This is a genomic window from Halomonas sp. AOP5-B2-8, assembly GCF_052376475.1.
Lineage (GTDB): Bacteria > Pseudomonadota > Gammaproteobacteria > Pseudomonadales > Halomonadaceae > Vreelandella > Vreelandella casei.
Genome location: NZ_JBQSVS010000005.1, coordinates 1 through 26,186 on the forward strand (window position 1 = coordinate 1; position 26,186 = coordinate 26,186).

The window sequence follows — 26,186 nt, forward strand, 5'->3', positions numbered from 1 at the left end:
GCGAGAAAACGTAAACAATATAGCTGCGCGTATTGCCGACCGCCTCGCTGCCAGAAATGCTATGATGCAGCCGTTAAGGGTTATCGCTTCGACTCGAAATAATCCGCCATGTCTATATGCTAAGTTTGAGGTGAAAGGGTGAGTGAGATAGTACCCACTTCGTGGCTAGTTTACTGTCGTCCTGGGTTTGAGCATGATGCGCTGGCCGAGTTGCAACATCACGCAGAACGGCTCGATGTTCCCTGTGAGGCATCTTACGGAGAAGGGTGGGTAAGCCTAACGCGTATCGATGGCGAACCGGTGAATGATTTGCACCGCCAAGCTGCCTTTAAATCACTGATTTTCGCTCGCCAGAGCCTAGCGGCACTGCCTGCGCTGAGCCTATCGCGTGATGATCGTCTTACCGCTATATTGGAGCAGGTCAAGGCCAGTGGCTGGAACTTCGAAGAAATTTGGCATGAAACGCCGGACACTAACGACGGTAAAGCACTGGCAGGGCTAATCAAGGCGCTTAAAAAGCCATTGGAAAGCTTGCTAAAGAAGCGTGGCGCGTTAAGGCGAAGTGCGGGTGCTAGACGGCTACACATTTTTTGGACCGATGGTGATAAAGCGCAGCTGGCAATGAGCTTTCCGGGTAATCGTAGTGAGCTTGTTAACGGTATTCGTCGGCTGCGTTTTCCTTCGCGTGCGCCTAGTCGCTCAACGTTGAAGCTAGAAGAGGCATGGCACGAATTTATCCCTCGCGAAGAGTGGGAGACGCGTCTTGCGCCGCATATGCAGGCCGCTGATTTAGGCGCTGCACCCGGCGGGTGGACTTGGCAGCTCGTACAGCGCGGCATGTACGTGTATGCGATTGATAATGGCCCAATGGATCCTCAACTGATGGGGACAGGGCAGATTGATCATCTTAAAGAAGATGGTTTTACCTGGGAGCCACCACAGCGTTTAGACTGGTTGGTGTGTGATATTGTCGATAAGCCTGTACGCGTGCTGGCGATGGTTGAGCGCTGGCTAATTCGTAAGTGGTGTAAAGAGGCAATCTTTAACCTCAAACTGCCTATGAAAAAGCGCTGGGACGAAGTAACGCGCTGCTTAACGACTTTGGAAGACGCGCTGGAAAAAGCGGGTGTCAGTGCTAAGGTAACGTGTCGTCATCTTTACCATGATCGCGAAGAAGTCACTGTGCATGTAAGGCTCAGAAGCTAGTACCGACGGTCTTTCAAGTTTAATAGCCGGGCTCGTAAATACGGATAGTTTCATCTTCGGTTAGTAGCGGTAAAATACGCTGCATAGCCATTGTGCGCGCATCGCTTGAGTGCCACTCTTTCCAAGCACGGATGTCGCGCCACTTAGTAATCATTAAACGGCGATCGGTATGGCCACGCTCTACGAGGGTTTCGCCACCGACAAAGCCCCTTACGCCTAAAGAGACGCGCATGGCTTCCCGTGCCGCTTGTTCATACTCTTCTTCTAGGCCGGGCATAATGCGCCGTTCGATGATGATTTTAATCATACGCTTTGCTTCCTGCATCGAGGATATCAATGGCTGCTAATACGGGTAACTTACCCAGCTATGATGAGTTGTTAGACACCTCTGGACTCTATTGCCCAGAGCCGATTATGTTGATGCATAATAAAGTGCGCGATATGGCGTCAGGTCAGGTTCTTAAAGTGGTGGCTACAGACCCAGCGACAACGCGTGACGTGCCTAAATTCTGTCAGTTTCTGGGCCATGAGCTACTTGGGCAAGATATCTCATCCGAGAGCAGCTACCTTTATTTTATACGCTTAGCATAGCCCCGCTTAAGGCCTTTGAAGCTTGCGAGGCACAGAGCTACTGGCCTCGCTATTAGTGCAACTGTTCAGCGTCTGTATCAATCGCTTGCCACGACCATCATGGCGAGAGCATCCAGCGTCGCCGGATCTTCTTCCAATATGCGGTTAGCAATATGTCGTTGGAAAAAATAAACGGTCTGGTGGCGATCCTGTGCGCTGTATAGGCACTTGTCGCCGAGAAGAATGGGTGTCATTAGCGCTTTTTGTTCGTCGGCTAGCAGCGCGTCAAGACTGCCGTCACTGTAAAGCCGCCAGCCGTAAACGGGTTTCATATGCCAAGGCGAGTTTGGGTGGTTCATACACAAAGCATGTGTACCAAGTGTATCTGGGATTTGCTGAATAAGACTGACGTCGCCTGAAGCCTCATAATCGAAGTATTCCGCTGCCGCCATTAGCTCATGAAACTTGTGATCGGGTGGGGAATCGAAAATTTCTTCCGTTTCAGGATCACGATAGCCAACGAAATAGCCATTTTCTTCACTGTTCAGATCTTGGCAGGCGGCTAAGGTTTCCATCCACGGTACTAGACCGATAATGTTGCCGTCCTCTCTTAACCCCCAGGCTAGAATGGGCATGCCGTAATAAGTGTCAGGGTTCGCAGCGAGCTTATACACCATCTCAATGCCATCTAGCTCAGGTGCTAAACGGACTAAGCACTTTTGCGCCTGCTGACGTTGGCGCACGGTTTCCAGGTCGATGACCTGGGCAGAGCGGGGTGACAGGGATGCGCCCATTGTGTCCCTCCTTGTGCTGCGTGGTCATGACAGTGGCGAAGCAGGCTAGCTTGCTGCATTCTTCACCTCTTATATTCACCAATAGCACAAGTTGCTTATAAGGTTAAGGGTTTGGGCAATTTAATTCGTAGTGCAAGCAGAGAAACGTGCTCTTAACGCGTTATGTTCAGTACTTACCTGTTGAAACTTTTGCCACGGAGCACCTGGGTATTGCAGTGAAAGCCAGCGCACTTGATAACGTTGGACTGCTGCTGGCTTGTCGACCTGCTGCGCATCGATTAACCGATTGATCGCAGTAAGCCACTCATGCGCCGTGTTTGCTAAATCCTCAAGCAGCTGTGGGTTCCAAGGGGTTAAACAGCGTGTGGGAGTATCGCTTTGCTGCGTTAATAGCGTATTTTCTTCGGCTAAGCGTTGAGTGGCGAGTAATAACGCCCGCAAAATTTCAGCCGTCAGTGGCCGCTCTTGCAGCGTTTTTAGATGGTTTTCAAGGGCTGATGAGTCTTGCTGCCAGTCGAGGTCAAACTGGTGCTCGGTCATTTCCTGTAAATAATCGATAGCCTCGAGATGGCCTGCGATAACCGCTTTATCGACATTGGCTAAAGGCTGGCTTGAGCGCGAAAAGCTTTTTATCCACTCGCTGGAATCAAAGATAGCGTTCCAGCTTACGGCGGATAGCTGTGCCGTTTTTGTTGCCGTTAACTGCTGTAGTCGTTCTTGATCTTCAGGGTTTAACTGGTCGGCAACGTCGCTATGCGAACAGACGCTTAGCCGCTGCCATAGCGTTCGTTCATATAGCCACTGCTGGCTGGGAGGCGCTACGCGGCCAAGCTGATTATTACGTGCCGCGATTAGCGAGGTGATTTGGCATTCACGCAGCGCGTAAACGTTGAGTATGCTGTCCCGCGTTTCAGGAATATCAATAAGGCGATCTTTGCGATCAGGAAACGCGCCAATATTTGCCGGAGCTGCTCTATCTATATCGGTCTTATCTATATCTGCCCGTGCAAGATCAGTTGCAAGCTGCTGATGATAGGCTCGCCACTGCTTTTCAGCGGGGCTGTCGCCACAGCCAGCCAGTAGGGCGCTTAGCGCGAGCGTGACACAAGCATGCGCCCATCGAACCATGATTACTCCCGAACGCTGATGTGCTGTAGGCGCCAGCCGAGCAGGAGTGCGGCAGTGCTTAAACCAGCAATGAGGCCGATCCAGTAACCGTGAACCCCTAACGGCGCAACCATATTACCTACACCATAAGTGCCTAACCAATGGCCGCCCCCTAGGCCGACAATCCAATAAGAGAGTACCGTAATGACCATAACGATACGCGTATCCTTGTAGCCTCTTAGAGCGCCTGCCAACGTAACCTGAAGAGAGTCGGATAGCTGAAAAATAGCGGCCAATGCAATGATCGATAGCGCGAGGGCCTGTATCTCGTTATTCGACGTATAGAGTGAGATAACGGGTACCGCCGTGAACCAGAGTAGCGTGCTGTTAATAATCGCGATGATCACACTAATGATAACCCCGTTCCAGGCGACTTTTCTGGCAAGCGCCCAGCGCTGCTGCCCCAGCGTGTTACCAACGCGCACGGTTAACGCCATGCTCAGCGACATAGGCAGCATAAACAGAATAGTAGTGAAACTCAGCGCTATTTGATGGGCGCCCACGGTAACTTCACCAAAGCTTGCAATGAATAGCGCAATAAATGTGAATAGCGTTACCTCAACAAAAATAGCCACGCCAATGGGGACGCCCACGACGATGAGTTCGCGAATGCCTGCCCACTGTGGGAGCGTTAGCCCTTGCCAGATAGCCACACTTTTATACGTACGCCCGTGGCGCGTGTAATAAGCCATCGCTAACGCCATCGTCCACATTGAGAACGCCGTCGCTACACCACAGCCAAAGGCGCCTAGCGCGGGTATTTGCTGCAAGATGTCAGGTGTCCAGGAGCCAAATAGCTCAACTAACCCATCGCCACCGTAAATCAGGACATAGTTGGCGGGAATGTTGACGCTCAAGCCTACCAGGCTAATCCACAGTGCCGGGCGAGAATGGTTCATACCATCTGAGAATGCCCTCAGCGCTTGAAAGAGCGCAATTCCAGGCATGCCAAATGCCACGGCAGAGAGATAGGCTGCAGATTCGCGGGCGACGGCGGGTGGCACGTCCATTAATTCAAATATGGGCATCACGACTGACCAAAGCAGCAACGCCGCGACGATGCCTAGCAGTAGGGCGACCCAAAGACCCTGGTGTACTGCTGGGCGAATGGCCGTTTGACGCTGGCCACCGAGTAAATGAGCCACAATCGGCGTCAACCCCATCAAGGTGCCGGTCATAAATAGCATTAGCGGCATCCATAGACTGGAGCCAACCGAGACCGCCGCGAGTGACGTAGCATTATGTCGTCCAGTCATCATGACATCGACAACGCTCATCCCCGCCTGAGCCAACTGAGCACCACAAATGGGCAGTGCCAAAAAGATCAAGGCGCGCGTTTCCGGCCAGTACACTGATTTAACGTGTCGAGTGAAATCGCCCAATGGTTGGCTCCTAGTTGGCGAGTTAAGCTATAAAAAGGCGATAGATTAGCAGGGATCACTAAGCCTTGCCGCCTAGTATTTAGCTGGTGTTCATCCGGCGGGTATAATGCAGCAAATTAAACGACAAATGAGGTCAATGTGAGTTACGCCGAGGAGCGCTGGACCCTTGAAGATATTACCGCGCTATTTGATGGTGTTTTTGGCCAGCGCTATCAAACACGCCTGATTCGAGGAGACGATGAGCCTCTTTATCGCCCCGCGAATAATGAAACACCTTATCACCAGGTGATTTTTGCGCGCGGCTATTTTGCCAGTGCGCTGCATGAAATCAGCCATTGGTGTATTGCTGGCTCGCAGCGGCGCCTGCAAGAAGATTACGGCTACTGGTACTGTCCTGATGGACGTAATGCCGAGCAGCAGGCATTGTTCGAGCGGGCTGAAATTGCGCCACAGGCGCTCGAATCAATATTTACTCATGCCTGCGGCCGCCCGTTTAATATCAGTGTCGATAATCTCGGTGGCGATGTTGAGGTCGATAGAAGTGCATTTACGGCGCGCGTTGTATCTCGCGCGCAAGGCTACTTGAAAGAAGGGCTGCCTGTACGCGCTAACGCTTTCCTGGTGGCCATTAACTGCTTTTACTCTCACCAGAAAGCGCTAGCGGACGCCATCGCCGAAGGGCAGGCTGTGTTAGATCAATTAGACGTGACGGCCAGCGCTTAATCGTCGTCTGTTAGGCGCTGATGCATCGACAGCATGACCTCGAGCTCATGTTCTGGCCGCATCGGTTCCAGACCCAGTTCGCTAAAGGTTTCCCGGCGCTGGCGATGCCATTCGCTAGGAGTGATCGATGGGTAGAGTGCCGAGGCGGGGGCAAGCTCAACAAAAGGGTCTAGCCCATAGGTGTCGAATAGACGCGCAAGCGCCGCTTCGTCTTCTCCGTTGTCACTGGTATATAGCGTGGCGGAAAAGTGATCGGTCTCTAGCTCGCGAATCACCTCAAGCGGGCTTACGCCGAGGCTTTCCAGTTCTTCCATGCTGTAGGCGCCCAAGGCATTCGTGTCTTCTTTAATCCAGCTGTCATCCGGCTGAATCAACGTTTGCTTTACACGACCATCGGGTAGTGACCAAGCAATGGCTAGCGGTAGGCCATCGTCTTCACCTGTTTCAATGGCTATAAATCCTGGATAATCAGACACGCTATTACTCCTCTAGGGGCGTCGTAGGAAGGCGGAAAAATCGCTGTGCGGTTTGGGTCGTGGCTGCGCCTAATGCTGCATCGCTGATGCCGTACCACTGGGCAATCTCGCGCGCTATCCACGGCAGCAGTGCGGGCTCATGTCGACGGCCTTTTAATTTCGCCGGCAGATTGCGGGGCAGCAAGTAGGGGCAGTCCGTTTCCACCATCAACCGTGTCAGCGGTATATCGCTAACCAACGAGCGCAGGTGATGTCCGCGTCGCTCATCGCAGATCCAGCCGGTTAAACCTATATGTAAGTCTAGGTCGAGATAGCCAAAAAGCGTATCGCGGTCGGCCGTAAAGCAGTGCACCACCGCTTGGCTGATGTCGTCTCGCCATGCATGCAATATTTCGCGCATCCGTTGACCCGCATCCCGCTCATGTAAAAAGAGCGGTAAACCGCTTTCAACGGCGAGTGCCAACTGAGCCTCAAAGGCACGCTCCTGCTGCTGAGGCGTCGAAAAATTACGATTGAAATCCAGCCCGCACTCACCCACTGCGACCACTTCTGGCATGGCATGTAACGCCGCCATCGAGCGCGACAGGTCGTCATTCCAGTGACTGGCATCATGGGGATGTACGCCTGCCGTCGCGTATAACCCAGAATATTGTTTGGCGAGTGCAACGGCCTGTTCAGCATGGGCGAGATCAGTGCCGGTCACGATCATAGTCGTTACCTGCGCCGCCTGGGCACGCTCGATCACTGCCTCAAGATCGCGACCAAAGCTTTCATGAGTCAGGTTTGCACCAATATCTATTAAAGGAGCGCTAGGGCGAAACTGTAGTGCTTCGGGTAAAAACGCATCAGTGTCAGCAGTAGCCAAACGTTGCTCCTTAGCCAGATAGAAAACCTCCATTGTAACGGTATGCGCGTACATCGACTAATGCTCTGTTGATAGTGGTCAGTGCGCACGAATGGCACGAATTGCAAAAAACTTGGCTTGTTAGGTAAACAGCAACGGGGTATTTGCGGCTAGGATGAAGTGAGGGTATTACCGGCGATTCTGCGGCCATTGATTTAATAACAACAATAGAGAGTCTAATAACCATGCCAATATCTCACCGCTTTGCTGTCTCCACGCTCGCCATTGGTATTCTACTGGCTAGCAGTGCCTCCCTGGCTGTTGCTGCTGAAGGTGTTTCTGATAATGAAATACGGATCGGCTATTTAGCCGATATGTCAGGCGTTTACCGCGACCCTATTGGCCCGCTAGGCGAAGATGCCATCATGATGGCGATTGAAGATATCGGCGGAAGCGTTAACGGCGCCAATATCGTGGTATTTAGTGCCGATGATCGCAATAGCCCAGACGTTGGCTCAAGCGTAGTGCGTGAATGGATCGACGAACGTAATGTCGATATGGTCACCGGGCTGGTGGCATCATCTGTCACGCTCGCTGCGGTAGGTTTATTAGAAGAAGCCGACAAGCTTGGGCTGGTCAATGGTGCCGTGTCGTCAGCTATTACTAACGAACACTGCTCGCCTAATCATATTCATTGGGTATACGACACATGGGCGATGTCCAATGGCACTGCAAAAGCCATTACCGACGAGGGCCATAAAAACTGGTACCTGCTGAGTGCCGATTACTCGTTTGGCCATGCGCTAGAGGCTGATGTCACAAGAGTCGTCACAGAAAATGGCGGCACCATTGTGGGCAGCGCTCGGCACCCGTTCCCCAATAGTGATTTCTCTTCTTTTATGCTCCAGGCTCAGGCCTCGGGTGCGGATGTTATTGCGTTAAACAACGCTGGCGGCGACACGATTAACGCCGTGCAGACAGCGGGGGAGTTCGGCATTACCCAGGCAGGCCAGATTTTAGCCGGAATGGTGCTGTTTAGTACCGATGTGCGCAGTATTGGGCTAGAGAATGCACAGGGCTTACAGTTTACCAAAGCGTGGTATTACGATTTAAACGACGAGACACGCGCCTGGGCTGAACGCTTTCGCGAACGCACGGGCAGTATGCCAACGATGGTTCATGCAGGGCTTTACTCCAGCACTCGCCATTATCTTGAGGCCATTGCAGCAACGGGCACGGACGATACACAAACCGTGCGTCAGCAAATGGCTGATACGCCCATCAACGACATCTTTGCTACCAATGGCTACATCCGTGAGGATGGCCGCATGGTGCATGACATGTATCTAGTCGAAGTTAAGACGCCTGAAGAGTCGCAGGATGAGGATGATCTTTTCCATATCATTCGTACCATTCCTGCAGAAGAAGCCTTCCGGCCGCTTTCAGAAAGTGTTTGCCCACTGGTCACGAGCTAAAGCGTTGCCCATTAACGGCCACCCACTTGAGGATTTAGCATGTCTGAACCGTCTATTATTCAGCAAAATAGTATTGGGGCCGCTTTAAGTCGCAGCGCTCGAAAGTATCCGCATCAGTTGGCACTGGTATTTGGTGAACGTGAGTGGCGCTATCTTGAGCTCAGTCAAGCCGCCAATCGGGTGGCTAATGGCTTGCTGGCAGCAGGCCTCGTACCAGGTGATAGATTGGCCGTTTATGGCAAAAACTCTGACGCATATGTGATTGCTTGGTTGGCAGCTACCAAGGCAGGTTTAGTGCATGTGCCTATTAACTTTGCGCTAAGCAGCGAGGAGTTGCGCTACATTCTTGAACAGTCGGGTGCCATGGGCTTGCTGAGTGATATAAGTCTTGCTAGCAAAGTGAATGCCGCGACAGAGGGGTTGAATTTGGCCCTGATGGGAACGCTACACGCTGAGCAGGAGAGTACTGCCGGCAGTTTTGATGTGCTAAGGCATGCGAGATCAGCAGCACTTAGCCAAGAGCCAGACGCTGCAGTCGATGGCGCCAGTCTCGCTCAACTACTTTATACCTCGGGCACCACTGCGGCGCCCAAAGCCGCCATGATGACGCATCAAGCATTAATGGCCGAATACATGGCCTGCATGGTCGAGCTGGATATTAAGAGCAATGACGCCATGCTCGCCGCGTTGCCGCTTTACCATTCAGCGCAAATGCACGTTTTTCTAATGCCCGCGCTGTTATTGGGCGCTACCGTCTATTTGCTTGAAGCGCCGCTTCCTGAGCTATGTTTAAGCGCCATGTCTAACCACAAGGTCGCATCTTTTTTTGCCCCGCCAACGGTCTGGATCAGCTTGCTACGCCATGCTGAATTTGACCGCTTTGACTTAAGTGCCCTCAACAAAGCGTATTACGGTGCCTCGATTATGCCGGTGCCGGTACTGGAGGAGCTGCAGCAGCGCATACCGGGCGTAGGGCTATACAACTGCTATGGGCAGAGCGAAATTGCCCCGTTAGCCACCGTTCTGCGTCCTGAAGAGCATGCCGCGAGGCCTGCTTCCGCCGGGCGGCCCATATTGACGGTGGAGACGCGCATCGTCGACCTAGACATGAATGACGTACCTTCCGGCGAGCATGGAGAGATTGTCCATCGCTCACCGCAGCTTATGAAGGGATACTGGGATAAAGCGGCGATGACCGAAGAAGCATTTCAAGGCGGCTGGTTCCACTCGGGGGACGTGGGTTACTTCGACGAAGCGGGGTACTTATACGTTGTCGATCGCATTAAAGATGTGATTAATACTGGGGGCATACTGGTCGCTAGCCGTGAGGTAGAGGAAGGGCTGTTTAAGCACCCGGCGGTCTCTGAAGTGGCGGTGATCGGTCAGCCCGACGAGAAGTGGATCGAAGCCATCACTGCAGTGGTGGTGTTGAAAGAGGGCCAGTTGGTCAGCGAGGAAGCGCTGATTCATCACGCCAAAACGTTAATGGCGCCTTATAAAGTGCCTAAGCACATTGTCTTTACCGATGCGTTACCCAAGAGCACCGCTGGAAAAATCCTCAAGCGCCATCTACGTCAAGAGCTTAAGCCATGAGCGTGGACCAGGAAGCAAGCGCGCTGTTCTACAGCATGATTAAGCGCTGTCTCACGAAAGAAGTGGCACCGTTTTACGATCAGTGGGAGGCCTCAGGCGAAATCCCCCGTTCGTTGTGGCATGCGTTAGGCGCTGCAGGCTTGTTGGGTATTGATCTAGATGAACAAAACGGTGGGTCAGAGGCCGATATTGGGATTACCCAGCTCGTGCTGGAAGAGCTTTCTCGCCAAGGATTTGGTGGCTTAGCCAGCGCTTATAATATTCACGCCAATATCGTCATGCCTTATGTGCAAACGCTAGGGACGGCCTCACAGCGCGAGCAGTGGCTGCCAACCATGGCCCGTGGCGAAATTCTCGGCGCCATTGCCATGACCGAGCCCCATGCCGGTAGCGATCTGGCATCAATGAACACTCGCGCGAAACGCACTAATGAAGGCTGGGAGTTAAGCGGCAGCAAAATTTTTATCACCAACGGGCAGTTTGCCGACGTGGTGATTGTGTGTGCCAAGACGGATCCTAGCGCTGGCGCAAAAGGCGTTTCTCTGTTTTTAGTCGATACTCATTTGTCGGGCTTTGCACGGGGCAAGCCAATCAAAAAAATCGGCCAGCACGCCAGCGACACCGCCGAGCTTAGCTTTGATCATATTCAGTTGCCTCATGATGCTTTGCTGGGCGAAGAGGGCGCCGGTTTTCGCTACTTAATGCAGGAGCTGCCGCGCGAACGTCTCGGCGTTGGCGCTCAGGCCTTGGGCGCAGTAGAAGGCGCGTTAGCGCTTACCTTAGCGTATGTGGAGCAGCGCCAAGCATTCGGGCAACGCGTGGCTGATTTTCAAAATACTCGTTTTGTCCTGGCTGATATAAAGGCCCAGCTAGACGTCGCACGGGCCTACTTCGAGCACTGCCTCGAAAAATACCGCCAAAGGACGATGAGCAGCACCGATGCCGCGATTTTAAAACTGCAGCTAAGTGAGCTGCAGTGCCGAGCGGTGGACCGTTGCCTGCAGCTGTTTGGCGGCTACGGTTATACGGAGGAATATCCTATATCACGCTTTTATCGAGACGCACGAGTGCAGACTATTTATGCCGGTAGCTCAGAGATCATGAAAGAGGTCATTGCACGCTCGCTGCTTGGCAAAGTGGATTCATCGAGTCGCTAATAAAGCGTTGCTAAGAATCAGTTAGTTAAGACATGAGGAAATATCTATGCGGTTGGATGATGTCGTGATCTTAGCGGGTGCGCGCACCGCTATTGGCAGTTTTGGCGGGTCGCTCTCAAGCATGGCGCCGTTTGAATTGGGGGCGATAACCGCGAAAGAGGCATTACGGGGCTCTGGTGTTGAGGCTGGTGATATTGACCATTCTGTTTTCGGCCACATTATTACCACAGGCCCTCAAGATGCCTATTTGGCGCGGCATATTGCGCTGAACGCTGGCGTGCCCAAGGAAGCCGGTGCCTTCAACGTTAACCGACTGTGTGGATCGGGTGTTCAGGCCGTGGTGTCTGCCGCACAGCAGATCGTTTTAGGCGATAGTCGTTTGGCGTTAGCGGGAGGTGCTGAATCCATGTCTCGCGGGGCCTATTTGTTACCGCCTCCGGCGCGCAACGGTGTGCGTATGGGCGATATGGGCATCCAGGACTTAACCTTGGGCATACTTAGCGATCCTTTTGGTAGCGGCCATATGGGATGCACCGCAGAAAACATCGCTAAAAAGTATGGATTTACCCGTGAACAGTTGGATCAATTTGCTCTTGAAAGCCACCAAAAGGCGGCTTGGGCAATAGCGGAAGGTCGCTTTGATGCTCAAATTGTACCGATAGAAATAAGCCAAGGTAAGCAGACGGTGCGTTTCTGTCAGGATGAACACGTGCGCGAAGGTCTCCAGCTAGGCGATTTAACGCGGCTGAAGTCGGCCTTTCAAAAGGACGGTGTGGTGACCGCAGGCAACGCGTCAGGCATTAATGACGGCGCGGCAACGCTTGTCCTTGCTCACAGAGATGAAGCGAAACGGCGCGGACTGGTGCCCCGGGCACGCCTGCGGGTAGCTACGATGGCGGGTGTTGAGCCATCGCTTATGGGCTTAGGGCCGATTCCCGCGGTTAAGCGCTGCCTGCAGCAGGCAAGCCTTAGTATTCATGATATTGATGTGATTGAATCAAACGAGGCCTTTGCTGCTCAAGCAATGGCGGTAGCGCAGACGCTAGGCTTTCCACTGGAAAAGCTCAACCCTAACGGTGGGGCGGTTGCGCTAGGCCATCCAGTGGGCGCGACGGGGGCTATTTTGATTCTCAAAGCGCTGCATGAATTAGAGCGTATTAACGGTCGCTACGGCTTGATCACGCTGTGTATTGGCGGCGGTCAAGGTATTGCGCTGCTTATTGAGCGCTGCTAAAGAAGCTCGCCGCAACAAGAACAAGCGAAAAGGAGTTTTAATGTCCACGATCACACCAAAAATGTTACCGGCAACGGCGTCGGCCACCAATCCATCTCTAATGATTGGCGACTTGCTGGACGCGGGTGTTCGCATGGCCGGCGATAATCAAATCGTATATCGAGACCAAAGCCGCCACGATTACGGGCGTTTTCGCGAGCGAGTCCATCAACTGGCCCACGTGCTGACTGCTCAGGGTGTTAAAGCGGGTGATGTGGTGGCCGTGTTAGATTGGGATAGCCATCGTTATCTGGAGTGTTTTTTTGCGATTCCAATGATTGGCGCAGTGCTGCATACGGTCAATGTACGCTTGGCGCCGGAGCAAGTTCTTTACACCATGGAGCACGCCGAAGACGCTTTTGTTATCCTGCATGAAGAGTTCATATCGCTGATTGAGCCGCTGGCCGATAAACTTCCCTTAGTACGTGGCTACCTGCTGTGCCAAGACGCGTCACAGGCTCTTAATACCACTCTTCCTGTTGTTGGTGAGTTCGAATCGCTGTTAAGTGAGCAGCCCACTGACTATGCATTCCCTCGCTTTGATGAAAACGCCGTGGCGACCTTGTTTTACACGACGGGCACCACGGGCAACCCTAAAGGGGTTTTCTTTACCCATCGCCAATTGGTATTACATACCTTAAGCGAGGCGAGTGCGTTCCAAGCGCCAGGTTTTGAGCTGTTGAATCGAGACAAGGTATATATGCCTATTACACCCATGTTTCACGTGCATGCCTGGGGCGTGCCTTATACGGCTACGCTGATGGGGGCTACCCAGGTCTACCCAGGGCGATATGAGCCAGAAATGCTGGTGAAACTGCTGGTCAGCGAAAAGGTCGATTTTTCACACTGTGTACCGACGCTATTAAACATGGTGGTTAGCGCTGAGGCGGTTGCCTCAAAACAGATTGATCTCACTGGTTGGAAGGTGCTGGTGGGTGGCAGTGCGCTAACGCAATCGTTGGCAAGCAAGGCCTGGGAACTTGGGATTGATACGCGCAGCGCCTATGGCATGTCGGAAACCTGTCCACTGCTGACCGCCGGAATTTTGCCCCAGGATATCGCCACCGCCGATTTTGCGACCCAACTGCCCTGGCGCTGTAAAGCGGGGCTGCCCATTCCTTTGGTTAGGCTGCAGGTTGTTGATTCCAACGATGAGCCACTACAGCAGGATGGTAAAAGCATCGGCGAAGTGCGCGTCCAGGCGCCTTGGTTGACTCAAGCCTATTTTAAAGAAGAGGCGCGCAGCACCGAGCTATGGCGCGATGGTTGGCTTCACACCGGGGATGTAGGCTCTCTCGATGAACGTGGCTTTCTAACCATTAGCGATCGTATCAAGGATGTTATTAAAACGGGGGGCGAGTGGCTCTCATCGTTAGAGCTTGAAAGTTATATCAGCCAGTGTCCTGGGATTGCCGAGGTGGCCGTGATCGGCGTCGCCGATGACAAGTGGGGAGAACGTCCGGCTGCATTGGCTGTAGCCGTCGACGCTAACAACCCGCCGACGGTGGCAGATGTACAGGCATTTCTAGAGCAGTTTGTCACCCAGGGAAAACTCAGACGCTGGGCCATTCCGAGCATGATCCGTTTCGTCGATGAAATCCCCAAGACCAGCGTGGGTAAGCTGGATAAAAAACGTATTCGTAGCGAAGTCTAGAGTGTCTAAAGTACCTGTCGCGCGGTCAGTGAAGGTTGCCCGCCGTGCGAGCTTTGCGGTAAGCGGCGGGCGAATTGCCTGTCCAGGTTTTAAACGCGCGGCTAAAGCAGGCCAAGTCTTCAAAGCTTAATGCTTCGGCAATACTGATGAGTGGCTTTTGACTGCAGGTAAGCGCCTGAACGGCGTAGTCGCGCCGGTACTCATCCTTAACGGCCTGAAAGTGAGTGCCTTCCTGCTTCAAATGCCGAGCTAATGTGCGCGCCGACATGTGTAGGGCGTTGGCGACGCTGTGCACCGTGCCGGCATTGATAAGATCGCGCGCTAGGTGCTCACGTACACGGTGCGCCAGTAGGCGGTCCGCAAATGAGACGTAAAACCAATCTGCCGGGGCGCGCTTTAAAAAGGCGCCCAGGTGTTTTTTGGTTTGGCGTATAGGATGTTCAAGCCATCCTCGATCAATATAAATCGCGGTTTGAGGCTGCTCAAAGCGAACCGTACCTGGGTGGAAGTACAGATAATCAGCACTGTGTGGCGGCAGGATGTAGGCACACTCCATTAAAATCGGCGGTATTTTACGTGCAATCATCCATGATGCTATACCGTGAAAGAGCTTGAGCATCAGCTCATGAATTAAGGTTCTGCTCCCCGCCAAGGGCGCGTGCTCGACCAGGGCCATGCGGGCTAGATCTCCTTCCAGCGTAAACACGTAGCCAAAGTCATCAAGCAAAATGCGGAAGAACTGCGTGTAGCGATGCAGCGCCACCTGTAGATTGGGCGCATCCAGCATCGTTAAGCACAGCAGCTTTAATGTGCCGCCGCGCAGCGGGCGGGCAAAAAAGCCGGGCGTTTCGTCGTCTAGTTCATGCACCAATAAGCGGTAAAGCTCGGCAAACTGCTCAACCGTTACTCGGCCATGTGGTGCTGCGAGTAAAAAGGGCGAGATCCCTGCCCGTTCAAGATAGCGAGTAGGCGGGGTTACGGTGATCGGTAAGCCTTTAAATAGCTCATTTACAAAATGCATCGAGACGGTAACCGTCACTGGCGGGCTGCCTATAGAAAAAGTCTTATCGACGAATTGTTGTTGTACATTGGCAAAACGTTACCACGCTGCCAGTTTTCGCTCCATAGGTTCCACCCCCTCGGCGCGCGCATGCGTTACACTGTGCGCCTTATGATTAAGGAGGACTCCGCGTGGCCCTGTTACGACTCGAACAGCTGCAACTCGCCTATGGCACCCATGTACTGCTCAATCGCGCCGATCTGACGGTTGAAAAAGGCGAACGCCTCGCGCTGGTCGGTCGCAATGGCACCGGCAAGTCCACCCTACTAAAACTGGTAGCGGGCGATATTTTACCCGACGATGGTTCCATCTGGCGTGCCCCCGGTCTCAAGATCGGTGTGCTTGCACAGGAGTTGCCGGAGTCATCCGGCCTCACTATTTTCGATATGGTCGCCCAAGGGTTGCCCGAAGCCGGTGAACTGCTCTCTGAGTATGATCATCTTATCAATGATCCTGACCCTGATATGGATCGCATGGCGACGCTGCAAACGCGCCTGGAAGCTATTGACGGCTGGTCGTATCACCAGCGTATTGATACCGTATTAACACGTTTGGGCTTACCGCCTGAGGCGCAAATGAGCGCGCTTTCCGGTGGCTGGCGTCGGCGCGTGGCGCTTGCACGGGCGTTAGTCGCTGAGCCTGATTTGCTGCTGCTCGATGAGCCGACCAACCATCTGGACTTAGACACTATTGCTTGGCTAGAAGAGCAACTGCTGTCGTTTAATGGTGCCGTGCTGCTGATTACCCATGACCGGGCATTTTTATCTAAGTTGGCGACCAGTATTCTGGAGCTAGACCGTGGTCAACTGGGGCGCTATCCCGGTAAGTACGTCGAGTATCAAGCCCGTAAACAGCACGAGCTTGAAGTTGAAGCGCGTGAGAATGCCGAGTTTGACAAAAAATTAGCGCAAGAGGAAGTCTGGATTCGCCAGGGCGTCAAAGCACGGCGTACGCGCAATGAAGGTCGTGTGCGGGCTTTAGAGGCCATGCGCAATGAGCGCAGTCAGCGTCGTGAGCGCCAAGGCAATGCTAACCTGACGGTAGACCGTGGAGAGCGCACCGGCAAGCGCATCGTGGAGCTGAAAGGCGTCACTCAGCGGTTTGGCGATGACGTTGTGCTGCGTGGCATGAATCTCGAAATACTGCGTGGTGACCGAATCGGTTTCTTAGGGCGCAACGGGGCGGGTAAAACCACGCTGCTGAAAATATTGTTGGGCGAGCTTGAGCCAACCGAGGGCAGCGTTCAGATGGGCACCAATCTGAAGGTGGCCTATTTTGACCAGCTGCGCGCCGGGCTTGAACTGGACAAAACGGTTTACGACAACGTTGCTCAGGGCAGTGACCGGGTGAGCGTTGGTGGTAAAGATCGCCATGTGATGAGCTACCTGCAGGATTTCTTGTTCACGCCTGAGCGGGTACGCCAGCCGGTGAAAGCACTTTCCGGTGGTGAATCTAATCGACTTCTGCTCGCCAAGCTATTTACCCAGCCGGCCAACGTATTAGTGCTCGATGAGCCTACCAACGACCTCGACATGGAAACCCTTGAGCTGCTTGAAGAGCTGCTACTTGATTTCGATGGCACGCTGCTGCTGGTATCCCACGACCGAACCTTTATGGATAACGTTGTCACCAGCATGCTGGCCTTTGAAGGCGAGGGCGTGGTGCGAGAATATGTGGGCGGCTACACCGACTGGATTCGTCAGGGCGGTAAGCTGCCGCCGGCGCCTTGGGAAGGGGCAGCGCGGCAGCGTACTGAACCGACCTCAGAGGCGCCCAAAAAAGCGCCTGAAATCTCGGCGGCACCTGCCAAAAAAAGCGTCAAGCTCTCTTACAATTTGCAGCGTGAGTTAGATACGTTGCCCGCTGACATTGAACGTTTTGAGGGCGAGGTAGAAACGTTAGAAAATGCGATAGGTGACCCAGCGTTTTATCAGCAGGACGCCGACACCGTCGCAGCTAAGTTGCAGCAGCTCGAAGCCGTGCAAAAGCAGTTAGAAACAGCGATGGAGCGCTGGATGGAGCTGGAGGCAATGGCCGCAGGAGAGTAAGCCCGATAAATTAAAAGGCGCCTTATGGGCGCCTTTTTTGTTCTTGATAAAGCGGGCTCGATTACTCGTCGGTTTTCTCACCTTTCTTGCCGACGCGAACGGCTAAGACATCGCACTGGGCGCCATGAAGTACGCCGGTGGAGGTTGAACCCAGCAGCAGAGCAAAGCCATGGCGGCCGTGGGAGCCTACGACAATCAAATCCACGTTATGATCTTCGGCAAAGCGATGGATCTCGGTATCGGGCATACCCACTACCACATGCTGATGGGTTTCAGGCACGTGAGGAGCGGCAATTTCAGCCAGGCGCTTTTTGGCATGCTCATCCAGCTGGTCTTGAATGCTGGTAAGGTCCATCGGGATATCGCCACCATAGGCAAAGCCAAGCGGTTCAAGCGTGTGCATGATGGATATTTTAGCCCGGTCATTACGCTCTGCAATGACGACGGCGCGCTCAAGAATTTTGTGCGAGTCTTTGGTTAGGTCAACGGCAACTAAAATGTGGTGATAGCTCATGGCGTATCTCCTTGGCAGTGGGTTACAAAGGTACTCTTTGTACGATGATGATGGCCTTTACTTTAGATGGCGTAGCGTTACTTAACAACGACCTATGTCATGGTTTTTTAGGTTAGCTTAGTCAGTGTGGCTTATGTTGAAGGAAATGTAGAGATGGAATGGTTAATTATTGTCGGTATTGTGATGTTTGTCATCGCGCCCGTGATGTGGTTGAAGCCCAGCCCGCAGCAAAAGCGTCACTCATTGCTTCGCTCGCAGATCACGCGTCAAGGCGTCACTATCAAGATGGAAAAGCCTCCGCTTCACCATTTTAAAGGCACGATGCCAGCTTATCGCTGGCACTATCCGCAAGACGATCCTGGGCCGGATTTTCTGCTGGTAAGAGACAGCAATGCAAGCGAAGCATTAGCGCCTTTCCATGCCGGTTGGCGCTGGCGAATAGCGCCGCTACGCCCGTTACCTGATAGCGCTACGGTGCATTTGAAAACGTTGCTGGAGCGCTTGCCACAGGATGCGCTGGTGGTGCAGTCGACCCAATATACGTTGACGCTATGGTGGTGGGAGTCACAAACGGCGGAACGATTTACGACTTATGTGCCGGTGTTTGAGCACTTAAGAGATGCGCTGCGTGGCTATGCGGATCGACCCATTACCAGGCCGCTCGGTTTTAAAGAGCAGCCTGGCAGTAGGGAGGCGAAGCCTTAGGACGCGGGCTTGTCTTGAAGAGTCTCTTATTGAGAGCTGTCGCCTTCAGTATCATTTTCTTCAGGGCAGTTTTCTTCAGAGCCATCCTGATCGCGCGCTTGTATCGCCAGTCCGTTTGACTCAATCAGGGTCAGCCACTCATCCAACTGCTGAAGATTTTCATCCGTTAGGCCTTGTAATATCTCTTTGCGGGCTTCTTTAGCAACGCTGTCAATTTTTTCCAGTAGTGGCATAGCGGCAGGCGTTAAATAGATACGCTTGCTGCGACGGTCATTGTCGCAGGCACGCCGCTCAACTAATCCTTGTTCTTCAAGCTGGCCCAGCGTGCGCACCAGTGAAGGCGCCTCCACGCCAATAACCCGAGCAAGATCACACTGGGGGTGTCCCTCTCCCAAGCGCCATAGGTGATAGAGCGTTACCCAGCGGGTTTGCGTTAAGCCCAGCGGGGCAAGTCGCCGATCTAGGATTGAGCGCCACAGATGTGGCAAACGGGCAAGGCGAAAACCAATAGATGAAGCCATAAGCAACTAGCTACCAATAAGTGTGTATAGGCGAATTGTCATAAGCTACGCCGCTGAATGCAAGGTGCTGAATCAATCAATCTGTTTATTCGTCCTTAGTATTGTTAGAACTTCTGGGCACGAAACGTCTTAGATTCAAGCCACTTAGACCGCTGGGGCGTATTTGTGCATCGGCTTTAGAGGCGGTTTGACTATCCTCTGAGACTTCAAAACGTATCAGACCAAGGCGCTGCCCGCTGCCTGTCATAATATCAACGCGCCAATCACCGGTAGGGTCATCGGGGAAGTTTTGCTTATGACTCCAAGCACGATAACCCTCTTCGCGCCCGCCGTTAATATTCAGCTTCACCACATCCATGGGCTGACCGTTGTGATGCCAAGCATGGGTAATGGTTTCACTTAATCCCCTTGGTGCGCGTATGGCCGTATAAACATAAAGCCCGTTTTCACTAATTGTTTGAGGCGTTAATGCTATTGAACCTTCGGGCAGTCGCTGTTCAATATTGAACGAGGGCGACAGTGCACTGCTGGTCATCCATAAACTGGCAGGCGGTACCCATATGCGGCCTACCCAAGCGCCATAGGCCAGCACTAATGTTAGTGCAAAAAATAGGCACCAGCGTTGAAGCGAACGTCGCTTCAATAAATGCCAAAAACTAGGTAGCGCCACCACGATGGTAATGCTGAGTGCTAGCAGCAAGCTCTGACCGGTGGTCAGGTGCACCATGATAGGCAGTGTAACCAGCAGCACTAGAAACACGCACATAGCATGAAACATAAAGTAAAGGCTGCGCCAGCGTTCAGCTACTTTGAAATATAGCGGATCAATAATAGACAACAAGGCCATGCCGCCAACTAATACTGCAAACAGTGTTTGCCCGCTATTCCAAACCGTTGTGACTAAAATAAACGGCAGCGTAAAGAAAAGCGTTTCTTGGTGAATCATTTGCGCAATAAACGTCGCCACGCCCCGCGGTGGCGTCGGGTGACCCCGGTGAGATAGCCAGCGGCTGATCAATCCTTCTGATAGTAGCAGTGTCCAGGCGAACAGCAGCCCAAGCGCTAAGGCCGCGCCTAGCCACTGTTGACGATCGACTAGAAAAAAGCTTCCCAGGCCTGCGGCGAATGCCATTGGGGGCCATAACCAGCTCCAAGGCTTTATGCGTACGACTATACTTTCAATACGCCGCTGAGCCGAAGCAATGCGAGAAGGTGTGAGCAGTGTGCCCATACAAGGTAACCTGGATGATGAAAGATGTGTGATTCTAACAGTCTGCCGGGCTTGGCGCTGATCTACTGCGAATCTCGGCCTGGATTAATTGATTTATTAGCCGAAAGTCAGGGCTTGACGTGCTTAGGCATCTCAACCAAGCTAAGGCAATCAAACGGCCGTATGAAAGTCGTCTAAAAGTGTGGCGGGTTCTCTTTTCAGAGCCAGCCCGAAAAGCGGAGAGAACGCGGATGATCTACCAAGGCAATGCCATCACGGTGACACGTCGTGACACCCCTAGCGGTAATGATATCGCAATGCTCACTTTCGATTTGAAAGATGAGTCCGTCAATAAGCTTTCTAGCGCTGTTGTTGCAGAACTCGCTGACGCGGTGAAGGCTATTCAGGTTGAAAACAGCTTGAAAGGCTTGGTCATCGCCAGTGGTAAAGACGCGTTTATCGTAGGCGCCGATATCACCGAGTTTCATACGCTTTTCGATAAAGGCGAAGAATACCTCGTCGAGATGAACCTTAAGGTTCACGACATTTTTAACGCGATTGAAGACCTGCCTTTCCCGACAGTCACGGCGGTCAATGGGCTGGCGCTTGGCGGCGGTTGTGAGGTTCTGCTGACCACCGATTTTCGTGTGATGAGTGAAACTGCCAAGATCGGCCTTCCAGAAACCAAGCTAGGCATACTCCCCGGCTGGGGAGGCTGCGTTCGTTTGCCTCGCTTGATCGGCGCAGACAATGCCATTGAGTGGATTGCAGGTGGCACCGAAAACCGCGCCGATGCGGCACTTAAAGTAGGTGCTGTCGACGCGGTCGTCGCCGCAGAGCAGTTAGAAGAGGCGGCGCTCGACATTCTAGACCGCGCTAATAGCGGCGAGCTGGATTACCAAGCGCGCCGTCTGGAAAAAACCAGCTCGCTGAAGCTTAATCCCATTGAGCAGATGATGGCGTTTGAAACCGCCAAGGGGTTTGTTGCCGGAAAAGCTGGGCCGCATTATCCCGCGCCGGTTGAAGCCATCAAAGTCATTCAGAAAGGCGCGGGTGAAGAGCGTGGCCGTGCCCAGGCAATTGAAGCCAAGGCATTCGCTAAGCTTGCGCTGAGCAGCGTGGCGTTCAATTTGGTGGGCCTATTCCTGAATGACCAAGTGGTTAAAAAGAAAGCCAGCCGTTATGAGAAACAGGCACAGCCAGTGAAACAAACGGCTGTGCTGGGTGCCGGTATTATGGGCGGCGGTATCGCTTACCAGAGTGCGTCTAAGGGCACGCCAATCCTGATGAAAGACATCAAGGATGAAGCGATTGAGCTTGGCTTGAAAGAAGCGCGCAAGCTATTTACCAAGCAGGTCGAGCGTAAAAAGCTTTCCACCGAGCAGATGGCTGAAAAGCTGAGCAATATTCGCCCAACGCTCTCCTATGGTGATTTTGGTAACGTTGATCTCGTTGTCGAAGCGGTGGTTGAAAACCCCAAGGTAAAAGGCGCGGTGCTAGCTGAAGTTGAAGATGCGGTGAGCGAAAACACCATTCTTACTTCTAATACATCAACGATTTCCATTAATCGATTGGCGGAGAATCTTAAGCGTCCAGAAAACTTCTGCGGTATGCACTTTTTTAACCCCGTTCACCGCATGCCGTTGGTGGAAGTAATTCGTGGTGAAAAGACGTCTGATGCCGCCGTTGCAGCAACCGTGGCCTATGCGCGTGCGATGGGGAAAACGCCGATCGTGGTTAACGACTGCCCCGGTTTCTTAGTTAACCGCGTACTGTTTCCGTATTTCGGCGGCTTTAGTTTCCTGGTCGAGCAGGGCGCTGACTTCCAGCATATTGATAAAGTGATGGAGAAGTTCGGCTGGCCTATGGGCCCCGCTTATTTGCTCGACGTGGTGGGCTTAGACACTGCCGTACACGCTAATGAGGTAATGGCGGAAGGTTTCCCTGATCGCATGGCGCGTGAGGGTAAAACCGCTATTCAGGTCATGTATGACAATGACCGCCTTGGTCAAAAGAACGACAAAGGTTTTTACGCTTACGAGGAAGACAAAAAAGGTAAGCCTAAGAAAGTAATCGATGAAGCCGCTTACGCTCTGATTAAAGAGGTGGTGAAAGAGCATAAAGAATTTTCTGACGAAGACATCATTGCGCGCATGATGGTGCCGCTGTGCTTGGAAACCGTGCGCTGTTTGGAAGATGGCATTGTAGCGACGCCAGCAGAAGCGGATATGGCGTTGATCTATGGCATCGGCTTCCCTCCCTTCCGCGGTGGTGCGCTGCGCTATATTGACGCGATGGGCGTAGCAGCGTTCGTCACATTGGCAGAAGGCTTAGCCGATGAGCTGGGGCCGCTGTACGCGCCCACCGACAAGCTGCGTCAGATGGCGAAAAATGGCGAGTTGTTCTATTCCAGCGATAAGCAGGCCAACCAAGCCTAACCACCACGCATAGGAGATAAAAGATGAGTTTGAGTCCGAGAGATATTGTGGTGGTTGACGGTGTCCGTACCGCCATGGCAAAAGCCAAGCATGGTGCTTTTCGCAACGTTCGCGCTGAGAATCTATCCGCAGCGGCGATGCAGGCGCTGTTTACCCGCAACCCCAATCTAGATCCGTCAGAAGTGGACGATGTGATTTGGGGCTGTGTGAACCAGACGCTTGAGCAGTCCATGAACATTGCCCGCAACGCAGCGATCATGACCGGCATACCCCGCTCGGTCCCCGCGCAAACGGTGAACCGTTTGTGTGGTTCTTCAATGACGGCCCTACACATTGCCGCTGCGAATATTAAAGCGGGCATGGGTGATTTCTTTATCATCGGCGGCGTTGAACACATGGAACATGTGCCCATGGCGCATGGCGTTGACGTGAACCCGGCGGCCAGTAAGTACGCGGCCAAAGCGGCCATGATGATGGGGTTAACCGCCGAACTGCTGGGCAAAATGCACGGCGTTTCGCGTGAAGAGCAGGATAAGTTTGGCGTGCGCTCTCATCAGCGCGCCCAGGCAGCGATGGAAAAGGGCTTTTTTGATAATGAGATTATCGGCGTAGAAGGCCACGACCAGCGCGGCTTTAAAGTGATGGTGACGCGCGATGAAGTTATTCGTGGCGACTCGACCCTCGAATCTATGGCGAACCTGAAGCCTGTATTCGATCCGCGTAACGGCACCGTCACGGCGGGCACCTCATCGGCGTTGTCGGTCGGGGCTTCAGCGATGGCAGTCATGAGCTATGAGCGTGCACAGGCACTTGGTTTAACGCCCATCGCACGGGTGCTATCAACCGGTGTGGCTGGTTGTGATGCATCGATCATGGGCTATGGCCCGGTGCCCGCATCGAAGAAAGCGCTTAAAACAGCGGGTCTGTCGTCCGCGGATATTGACACCGTTGAGCTTAACGAGGCATTTGCTGCTCAAGGCATCCCGGTACTGAAAGATTTAGGTTTCCTAGATGCGCTAGACGATAAGGTCAATCTTAACGGCGGCGCTATTGCGCTAGGGCATCCGCTGGGCTGCTCGGGGTCGCGTATCTGCACTACGCTACTTAACGTCATGCAGCAGCGCGATACGACGTTAGGCTTGGCGACCATGTGTATCGGCATGGGGCAGGGCGTTGCCACAGTGTTTGAACGGCTTAAATAAAGGCTAAAATTTTAACAAAGCGTTGTTAGCTTAAAACCAAACGGCACCGTATCAGGTGCCGTTTTTTTTGTTTTAAAGCGGCGTTAGTTAAACCGATTTTTCATTCCGATTGAAAGGCCGTGCGATGAAAGTTAGCCGCCGCTTCAACTTCTGCAATACCACAGGTGTCGGGCACAGGAACGGTATTGCCGGCTAGTACTGCCAGCACGGCTCGGGTGCCGTTGGCTAATGATTCCAGGTTGTAGCCACCCTCTAATACAAAAACTAAGCGGCCTTCGCAGTGCTGCTCTGCCAGCTGTTGCATGAAACCGGTTAGCGCGCCAAATCCTGCGTAGGAAACGTTAAGTGCTAAATCGTGCCAGTGAGGGTCAAAGCCCGCGGATACTAAAATAATATCAGGCTTAAACCACGCTGCAGCCGGTGCCAGAATGTCACGAAATGCTTTGAGATATGCTTCATCGCCCGCACCCGCGGGCAGGGGCACGTTAATAGTGGTGCCTTCGCCCAAACCTGCACCGACTTCTTCAAGGTGGCCTGAACCAGGGTAGAAAGGCGCGGCGCGATGTATGTCGAAAAACATCACATCGGGTTCTGCCCAAAAGATATCTTGAGTTCCATTGCCGTGGTGAGCATCCCAATCGACGATCAGTACGCGTTCACAGCCAAGTGCCGCTCGCGCGTGTGCAGCTGCAACGGCGACATTATTAAACAAGCAAAATCCACGCGCGCGAACGGGTTCAGCGTGATGCCCCGGCGGGCGTACGAGTGCAAACGCACTTTTAGCCCGTTTTTCCATCACGGCTTCTACCGCCGCAATCGCTGTGCCAGCCGCGACTTCAGCCGCATCTACGCTGCCTGGCGAAACGGCCGTGGTATCGACATCCAGCCACGCATTTTTGCCGCGTAAGCTGAAAATGTCGGTTAAATAAGAGGTGGTATGCACCCTAGCTAACTGCTCATGCGTGGCCACTTTTCCGCCTTCGATTTTAAGGCCGTCGATCGGCGCTTTTTCAAGTAGCTCTTGGATAGCGGTTAGCCGCCCAGGGTGTTCAGGATACTTCCATGGCCCCGGAAGGCCTGCTAGCAGGTTCCTCACTCTTTTATCGATTCGGTGGGGCAAGAACTCGGCGTCGATATTAGGCTCGTGAGCAAGTACGCGATCATCATATAAGGCAATGACATTGTGCATAATGGCTACCTAGAATGCGTGCATTGGATAATAGCGGCTGTGCGAGTAGAGGGTTGGACGGTCGCTCTATCTCGCGATGGGCACGAAATGCTTACTGACAGTAAGGCAGGCTAGGCGGGGTTATTCAATGCCACTTTCAGCGTTAAGCGCTGGGCTAATGCAGTTTTTTCTACTGGATAGGCAAACGATTGCGTGAAGAGACGTTATTGAAGATGTTTTACAGGAGTTAGTACTTGTATAAAACAAGCGTTCAACGGCGGCTCTATGGATCTGGCGTCTTTCCAGGTCAGTCGAGATGCCGGTGCAGAAACGGCCAATACCTCAAAAATGGCGATGATGATGGCCATGTCCTCTGACATGAATGAGGGCTCTTTTATGGATGAAGAGGTAGCCGCATTAAGTGAGGATGTCAGCATCATAGGGGTGCAGGCAGATGACCAGAGTGTATTGATGTAACGTACATTCAATACGACATTTTCTTTAGCACCTAAGCTGAGTTGAGGAAGTAAATAGCGTCAATAAAGCCTGCGAGCTGTTCATTCAGCATCGCAGGCTTTTTCATGGAGTGGCCAGCTCTGAAAAATACGCAAAGGAATAATTGCCATATTAAAATATGTCCATTATTCTGGACATATGGAAATTAAAAATGTTACCGATAGCTTCGCGGCGCTGTCTCAAGGTACGCGCCTTGAGGTGTTTAGGCTGCTTGTACGTCATGAACCCGAAGGACTTCCCGCGGGTGACATTGCCCGTCAGCTATCTGTGCCACATAACACTATGTCGGCACATCTTTCGGTGCTCTCGCGGGCGGGTTGGGTTGTATCGCGTAGGCAGGGGCGATCAATTATTTACCGCGCTAGTCTGTGGCACATGCAGCAAACGCTTAACTTTCTGATCCATGATTGCTGTGCAGGCCATCCAGACGTGTGTGAACCGTTTTGGGCGACATTCAATGAATGTTCCATCAATGACAGTCAGGAGTGAA

Annotated in this window: 25 protein-coding genes; 14 read left to right on the top strand and 11 right to left on the bottom strand. The window is 52.9% G+C overall.

Annotated elements, in window-relative coordinates:
* Positions 1-138 precede the first annotated feature (138 nt).
* Complete coding sequence (gene rlmM, locus ACT3RP_RS12550) at positions 139-1,206, top strand: 23S rRNA (cytidine(2498)-2'-O)-methyltransferase RlmM (protein WP_444672479.1); 1,068 nt, start codon at positions 139-141, stop codon at positions 1,204-1,206.
* Between the two features lie 19 nt (positions 1,207-1,225).
* Here rlmM and ACT3RP_RS12555 read toward each other — a convergent pair whose 3' ends face one another.
* Complete coding sequence (locus ACT3RP_RS12555; RefSeq protein ID WP_096279229.1) at positions 1,226-1,513, bottom strand: antibiotic biosynthesis monooxygenase family protein; 288 nt, start codon at positions 1,511-1,513, stop codon at positions 1,226-1,228.
* A gap of 29 nt (positions 1,514-1,542) precedes the next feature.
* Here ACT3RP_RS12555 and tusA point away from each other — a divergent pair, with 29 nt between their 5' ends.
* A complete protein-coding gene (gene tusA / locus ACT3RP_RS12560) occupies positions 1,543-1,797 on the top strand; it encodes a sulfurtransferase TusA (RefSeq protein ID WP_441683892.1) in 255 nt (84 codons plus the stop codon).
* Positions 1,798-1,874: 77 nt separating this feature from the next.
* Here tusA and ACT3RP_RS12565 read toward each other — a convergent pair whose 3' ends face one another.
* The 3 genes from ACT3RP_RS12565 to ACT3RP_RS12575 form a co-directional block, all read right to left on the bottom strand.
* On the bottom strand, positions 1,875-2,570 hold the full coding sequence (locus ACT3RP_RS12565) for a hypothetical protein (protein WP_441683890.1): 696 nt from the start codon (positions 2,568-2,570) through the stop codon (positions 1,875-1,877).
* A gap of 120 nt (positions 2,571-2,690) precedes the next feature.
* A complete protein-coding gene (locus ACT3RP_RS12570; protein WP_441683888.1) occupies positions 2,691-3,698 on the bottom strand; it encodes a DUF3080 family protein in 1,008 nt (335 codons plus the stop codon).
* A 2-nt stretch (positions 3,699-3,700) separates the two neighbouring features.
* Complete coding sequence (locus tag ACT3RP_RS12575; protein ID WP_444625713.1) at positions 3,701-5,119, bottom strand: MATE family efflux transporter; 1,419 nt, start codon at positions 5,117-5,119, stop codon at positions 3,701-3,703.
* A 138-nt stretch (positions 5,120-5,257) separates the two neighbouring features.
* Here ACT3RP_RS12575 and ACT3RP_RS12580 point away from each other — a divergent pair, with 138 nt between their 5' ends.
* The gene (locus ACT3RP_RS12580) at positions 5,258-5,842 is read left to right on the top strand and encodes an elongation factor P hydroxylase (RefSeq protein WP_441683884.1); all 585 of its coding nucleotides are present in this window, start codon (positions 5,258-5,260) and stop codon (positions 5,840-5,842) included.
* On the opposite strand, the gene ACT3RP_RS12585 is transcribed toward ACT3RP_RS12580, so the two are convergent.
* Both ACT3RP_RS12585 and ACT3RP_RS12590 read right to left on the bottom strand, forming a co-directional pair.
* Positions 5,839-6,318: a hypothetical protein gene (locus tag ACT3RP_RS12585; protein WP_444672493.1), complete on the bottom strand. Its 480-nt coding sequence runs from the start codon at positions 6,316-6,318 to the stop codon at positions 5,839-5,841. The two genes, ACT3RP_RS12580 and ACT3RP_RS12585, sit on opposite strands and share 4 nt — an antisense overlap.
* A 4-nt stretch (positions 6,319-6,322) precedes the next feature.
* Complete coding sequence (locus ACT3RP_RS12590; protein WP_096282331.1) at positions 6,323-7,183, bottom strand: TatD family hydrolase; 861 nt, start codon at positions 7,181-7,183, stop codon at positions 6,323-6,325.
* Between the two features lie 224 nt (positions 7,184-7,407).
* Between ACT3RP_RS12590 and ACT3RP_RS12595 the strand changes: the two genes are divergently transcribed.
* Genes ACT3RP_RS12595 through ACT3RP_RS12615 form a run of 5 tightly spaced genes read left to right on the top strand, consistent with a single transcriptional unit; the run spans position 7,408 to position 14,314 of the window.
* The gene (locus ACT3RP_RS12595) at positions 7,408-8,637 is read left to right on the top strand and encodes an ABC transporter substrate-binding protein (RefSeq protein ID WP_441683881.1); all 1,230 of its coding nucleotides are present in this window, start codon (positions 7,408-7,410) and stop codon (positions 8,635-8,637) included.
* A 39-nt stretch (positions 8,638-8,676) separates the two neighbouring features.
* Positions 8,677-10,230, top strand: coding sequence for a fatty acyl-CoA synthetase (locus ACT3RP_RS12600; RefSeq protein WP_441683879.1), 1,554 nt, complete (start codon positions 8,677-8,679; stop codon positions 10,228-10,230).
* Positions 10,227-11,387, top strand: a complete 1,161-nt coding sequence (locus ACT3RP_RS12605) for an acyl-CoA dehydrogenase family protein (protein ID WP_483393896.1) — start codon at positions 10,227-10,229, stop codon at positions 11,385-11,387. The genes ACT3RP_RS12600 and ACT3RP_RS12605 overlap by 4 nt, the downstream gene beginning before the upstream one ends.
* Positions 11,388-11,433: 46 nt before the next feature.
* Positions 11,434-12,621: a beta-ketothiolase BktB gene (bktB, locus tag ACT3RP_RS12610; RefSeq protein ID WP_444672496.1), complete on the top strand. Its 1,188-nt coding sequence runs from the start codon at positions 11,434-11,436 to the stop codon at positions 12,619-12,621.
* 40 nt (positions 12,622-12,661) lie between these two features.
* Positions 12,662-14,314, top strand: a complete 1,653-nt coding sequence (locus ACT3RP_RS12615; protein ID WP_096279267.1) for a fatty acid--CoA ligase — start codon at positions 12,662-12,664, stop codon at positions 14,312-14,314.
* A 25-nt stretch (positions 14,315-14,339) separates the two neighbouring features.
* Here ACT3RP_RS12615 and ACT3RP_RS12620 read toward each other — a convergent pair whose 3' ends face one another.
* Positions 14,340-15,335 (bottom strand): AraC family transcriptional regulator, encoded by a 996-nt coding sequence (locus ACT3RP_RS12620; protein ID WP_483393897.1) that lies wholly within the window; start codon positions 15,333-15,335, stop codon positions 14,340-14,342.
* A 170-nt stretch (positions 15,336-15,505) separates the two neighbouring features.
* On the opposite strand from ACT3RP_RS12620, the gene ACT3RP_RS12625 reads away from it, so the two are divergent.
* On the top strand, positions 15,506-17,422 hold the full coding sequence (locus ACT3RP_RS12625; RefSeq protein WP_096279271.1) for an ATP-binding cassette domain-containing protein: 1,917 nt from the start codon (positions 15,506-15,508) through the stop codon (positions 17,420-17,422).
* A gap of 61 nt (positions 17,423-17,483) precedes the next feature.
* Here the strand turns inward: ACT3RP_RS12625 and ACT3RP_RS12630 are convergent, their stop codons facing one another.
* A complete protein-coding gene (locus ACT3RP_RS12630) occupies positions 17,484-17,936 on the bottom strand; it encodes a universal stress protein (RefSeq protein WP_096279273.1) in 453 nt (150 codons plus the stop codon).
* A gap of 153 nt (positions 17,937-18,089) precedes the next feature.
* On the opposite strand from ACT3RP_RS12630, the gene ACT3RP_RS12635 reads away from it, so the two are divergent.
* Positions 18,090-18,641 (top strand): preprotein translocase subunit YajC, encoded by a 552-nt coding sequence (locus tag ACT3RP_RS12635; RefSeq protein ID WP_441683872.1) that lies wholly within the window; start codon positions 18,090-18,092, stop codon positions 18,639-18,641.
* Between the two features lie 26 nt (positions 18,642-18,667).
* Here ACT3RP_RS12635 and slyA read toward each other — a convergent pair whose 3' ends face one another.
* Both slyA and ACT3RP_RS12645 read right to left on the bottom strand, forming a co-directional pair.
* Positions 18,668-19,162, bottom strand: a complete 495-nt coding sequence (gene slyA / locus ACT3RP_RS12640) for a transcriptional regulator SlyA (protein WP_096279277.1) — start codon at positions 19,160-19,162, stop codon at positions 18,668-18,670.
* Positions 19,163-19,247: 85 nt separating this feature from the next.
* On the bottom strand, positions 19,248-20,393 hold the full coding sequence (locus ACT3RP_RS12645) for a DUF5924 family protein (RefSeq protein WP_483393898.1): 1,146 nt from the start codon (positions 20,391-20,393) through the stop codon (positions 19,248-19,250).
* Positions 20,394-20,623: 230 nt separating this feature from the next.
* On the opposite strand from ACT3RP_RS12645, the gene fadB reads away from it, so the two are divergent.
* Both fadB and fadA read left to right on the top strand, forming a co-directional pair.
* Positions 20,624-22,810, top strand: a complete 2,187-nt coding sequence (gene fadB / locus ACT3RP_RS12650; protein WP_483393899.1) for a fatty acid oxidation complex subunit alpha FadB — start codon at positions 20,624-20,626, stop codon at positions 22,808-22,810.
* A gap of 23 nt (positions 22,811-22,833) precedes the next feature.
* Complete coding sequence (gene fadA, locus ACT3RP_RS12655; RefSeq protein WP_483393900.1) at positions 22,834-24,012, top strand: acetyl-CoA C-acyltransferase FadA; 1,179 nt, start codon at positions 22,834-22,836, stop codon at positions 24,010-24,012.
* Positions 24,013-24,112: 100 nt separating this feature from the next.
* On the opposite strand, the gene ACT3RP_RS12660 is transcribed toward fadA, so the two are convergent.
* The gene (locus tag ACT3RP_RS12660; protein WP_444625709.1) at positions 24,113-25,201 is read right to left on the bottom strand and encodes a histone deacetylase family protein; all 1,089 of its coding nucleotides are present in this window, start codon (positions 25,199-25,201) and stop codon (positions 24,113-24,115) included.
* Between the two features lie 264 nt (positions 25,202-25,465).
* On the opposite strand from ACT3RP_RS12660, the gene ACT3RP_RS12665 reads away from it, so the two are divergent.
* Entirely contained in the window at positions 25,466-25,657 is a 192-nt protein-coding gene (locus ACT3RP_RS12665; protein ID WP_444625708.1) for a hypothetical protein, read from the top strand.
* A 177-nt stretch (positions 25,658-25,834) separates the two neighbouring features.
* Complete coding sequence (locus ACT3RP_RS12670; protein ID WP_444625707.1) at positions 25,835-26,185, top strand: ArsR/SmtB family transcription factor; 351 nt, start codon at positions 25,835-25,837, stop codon at positions 26,183-26,185.
* Position 26,186: the final 1 nt, after the last annotated feature.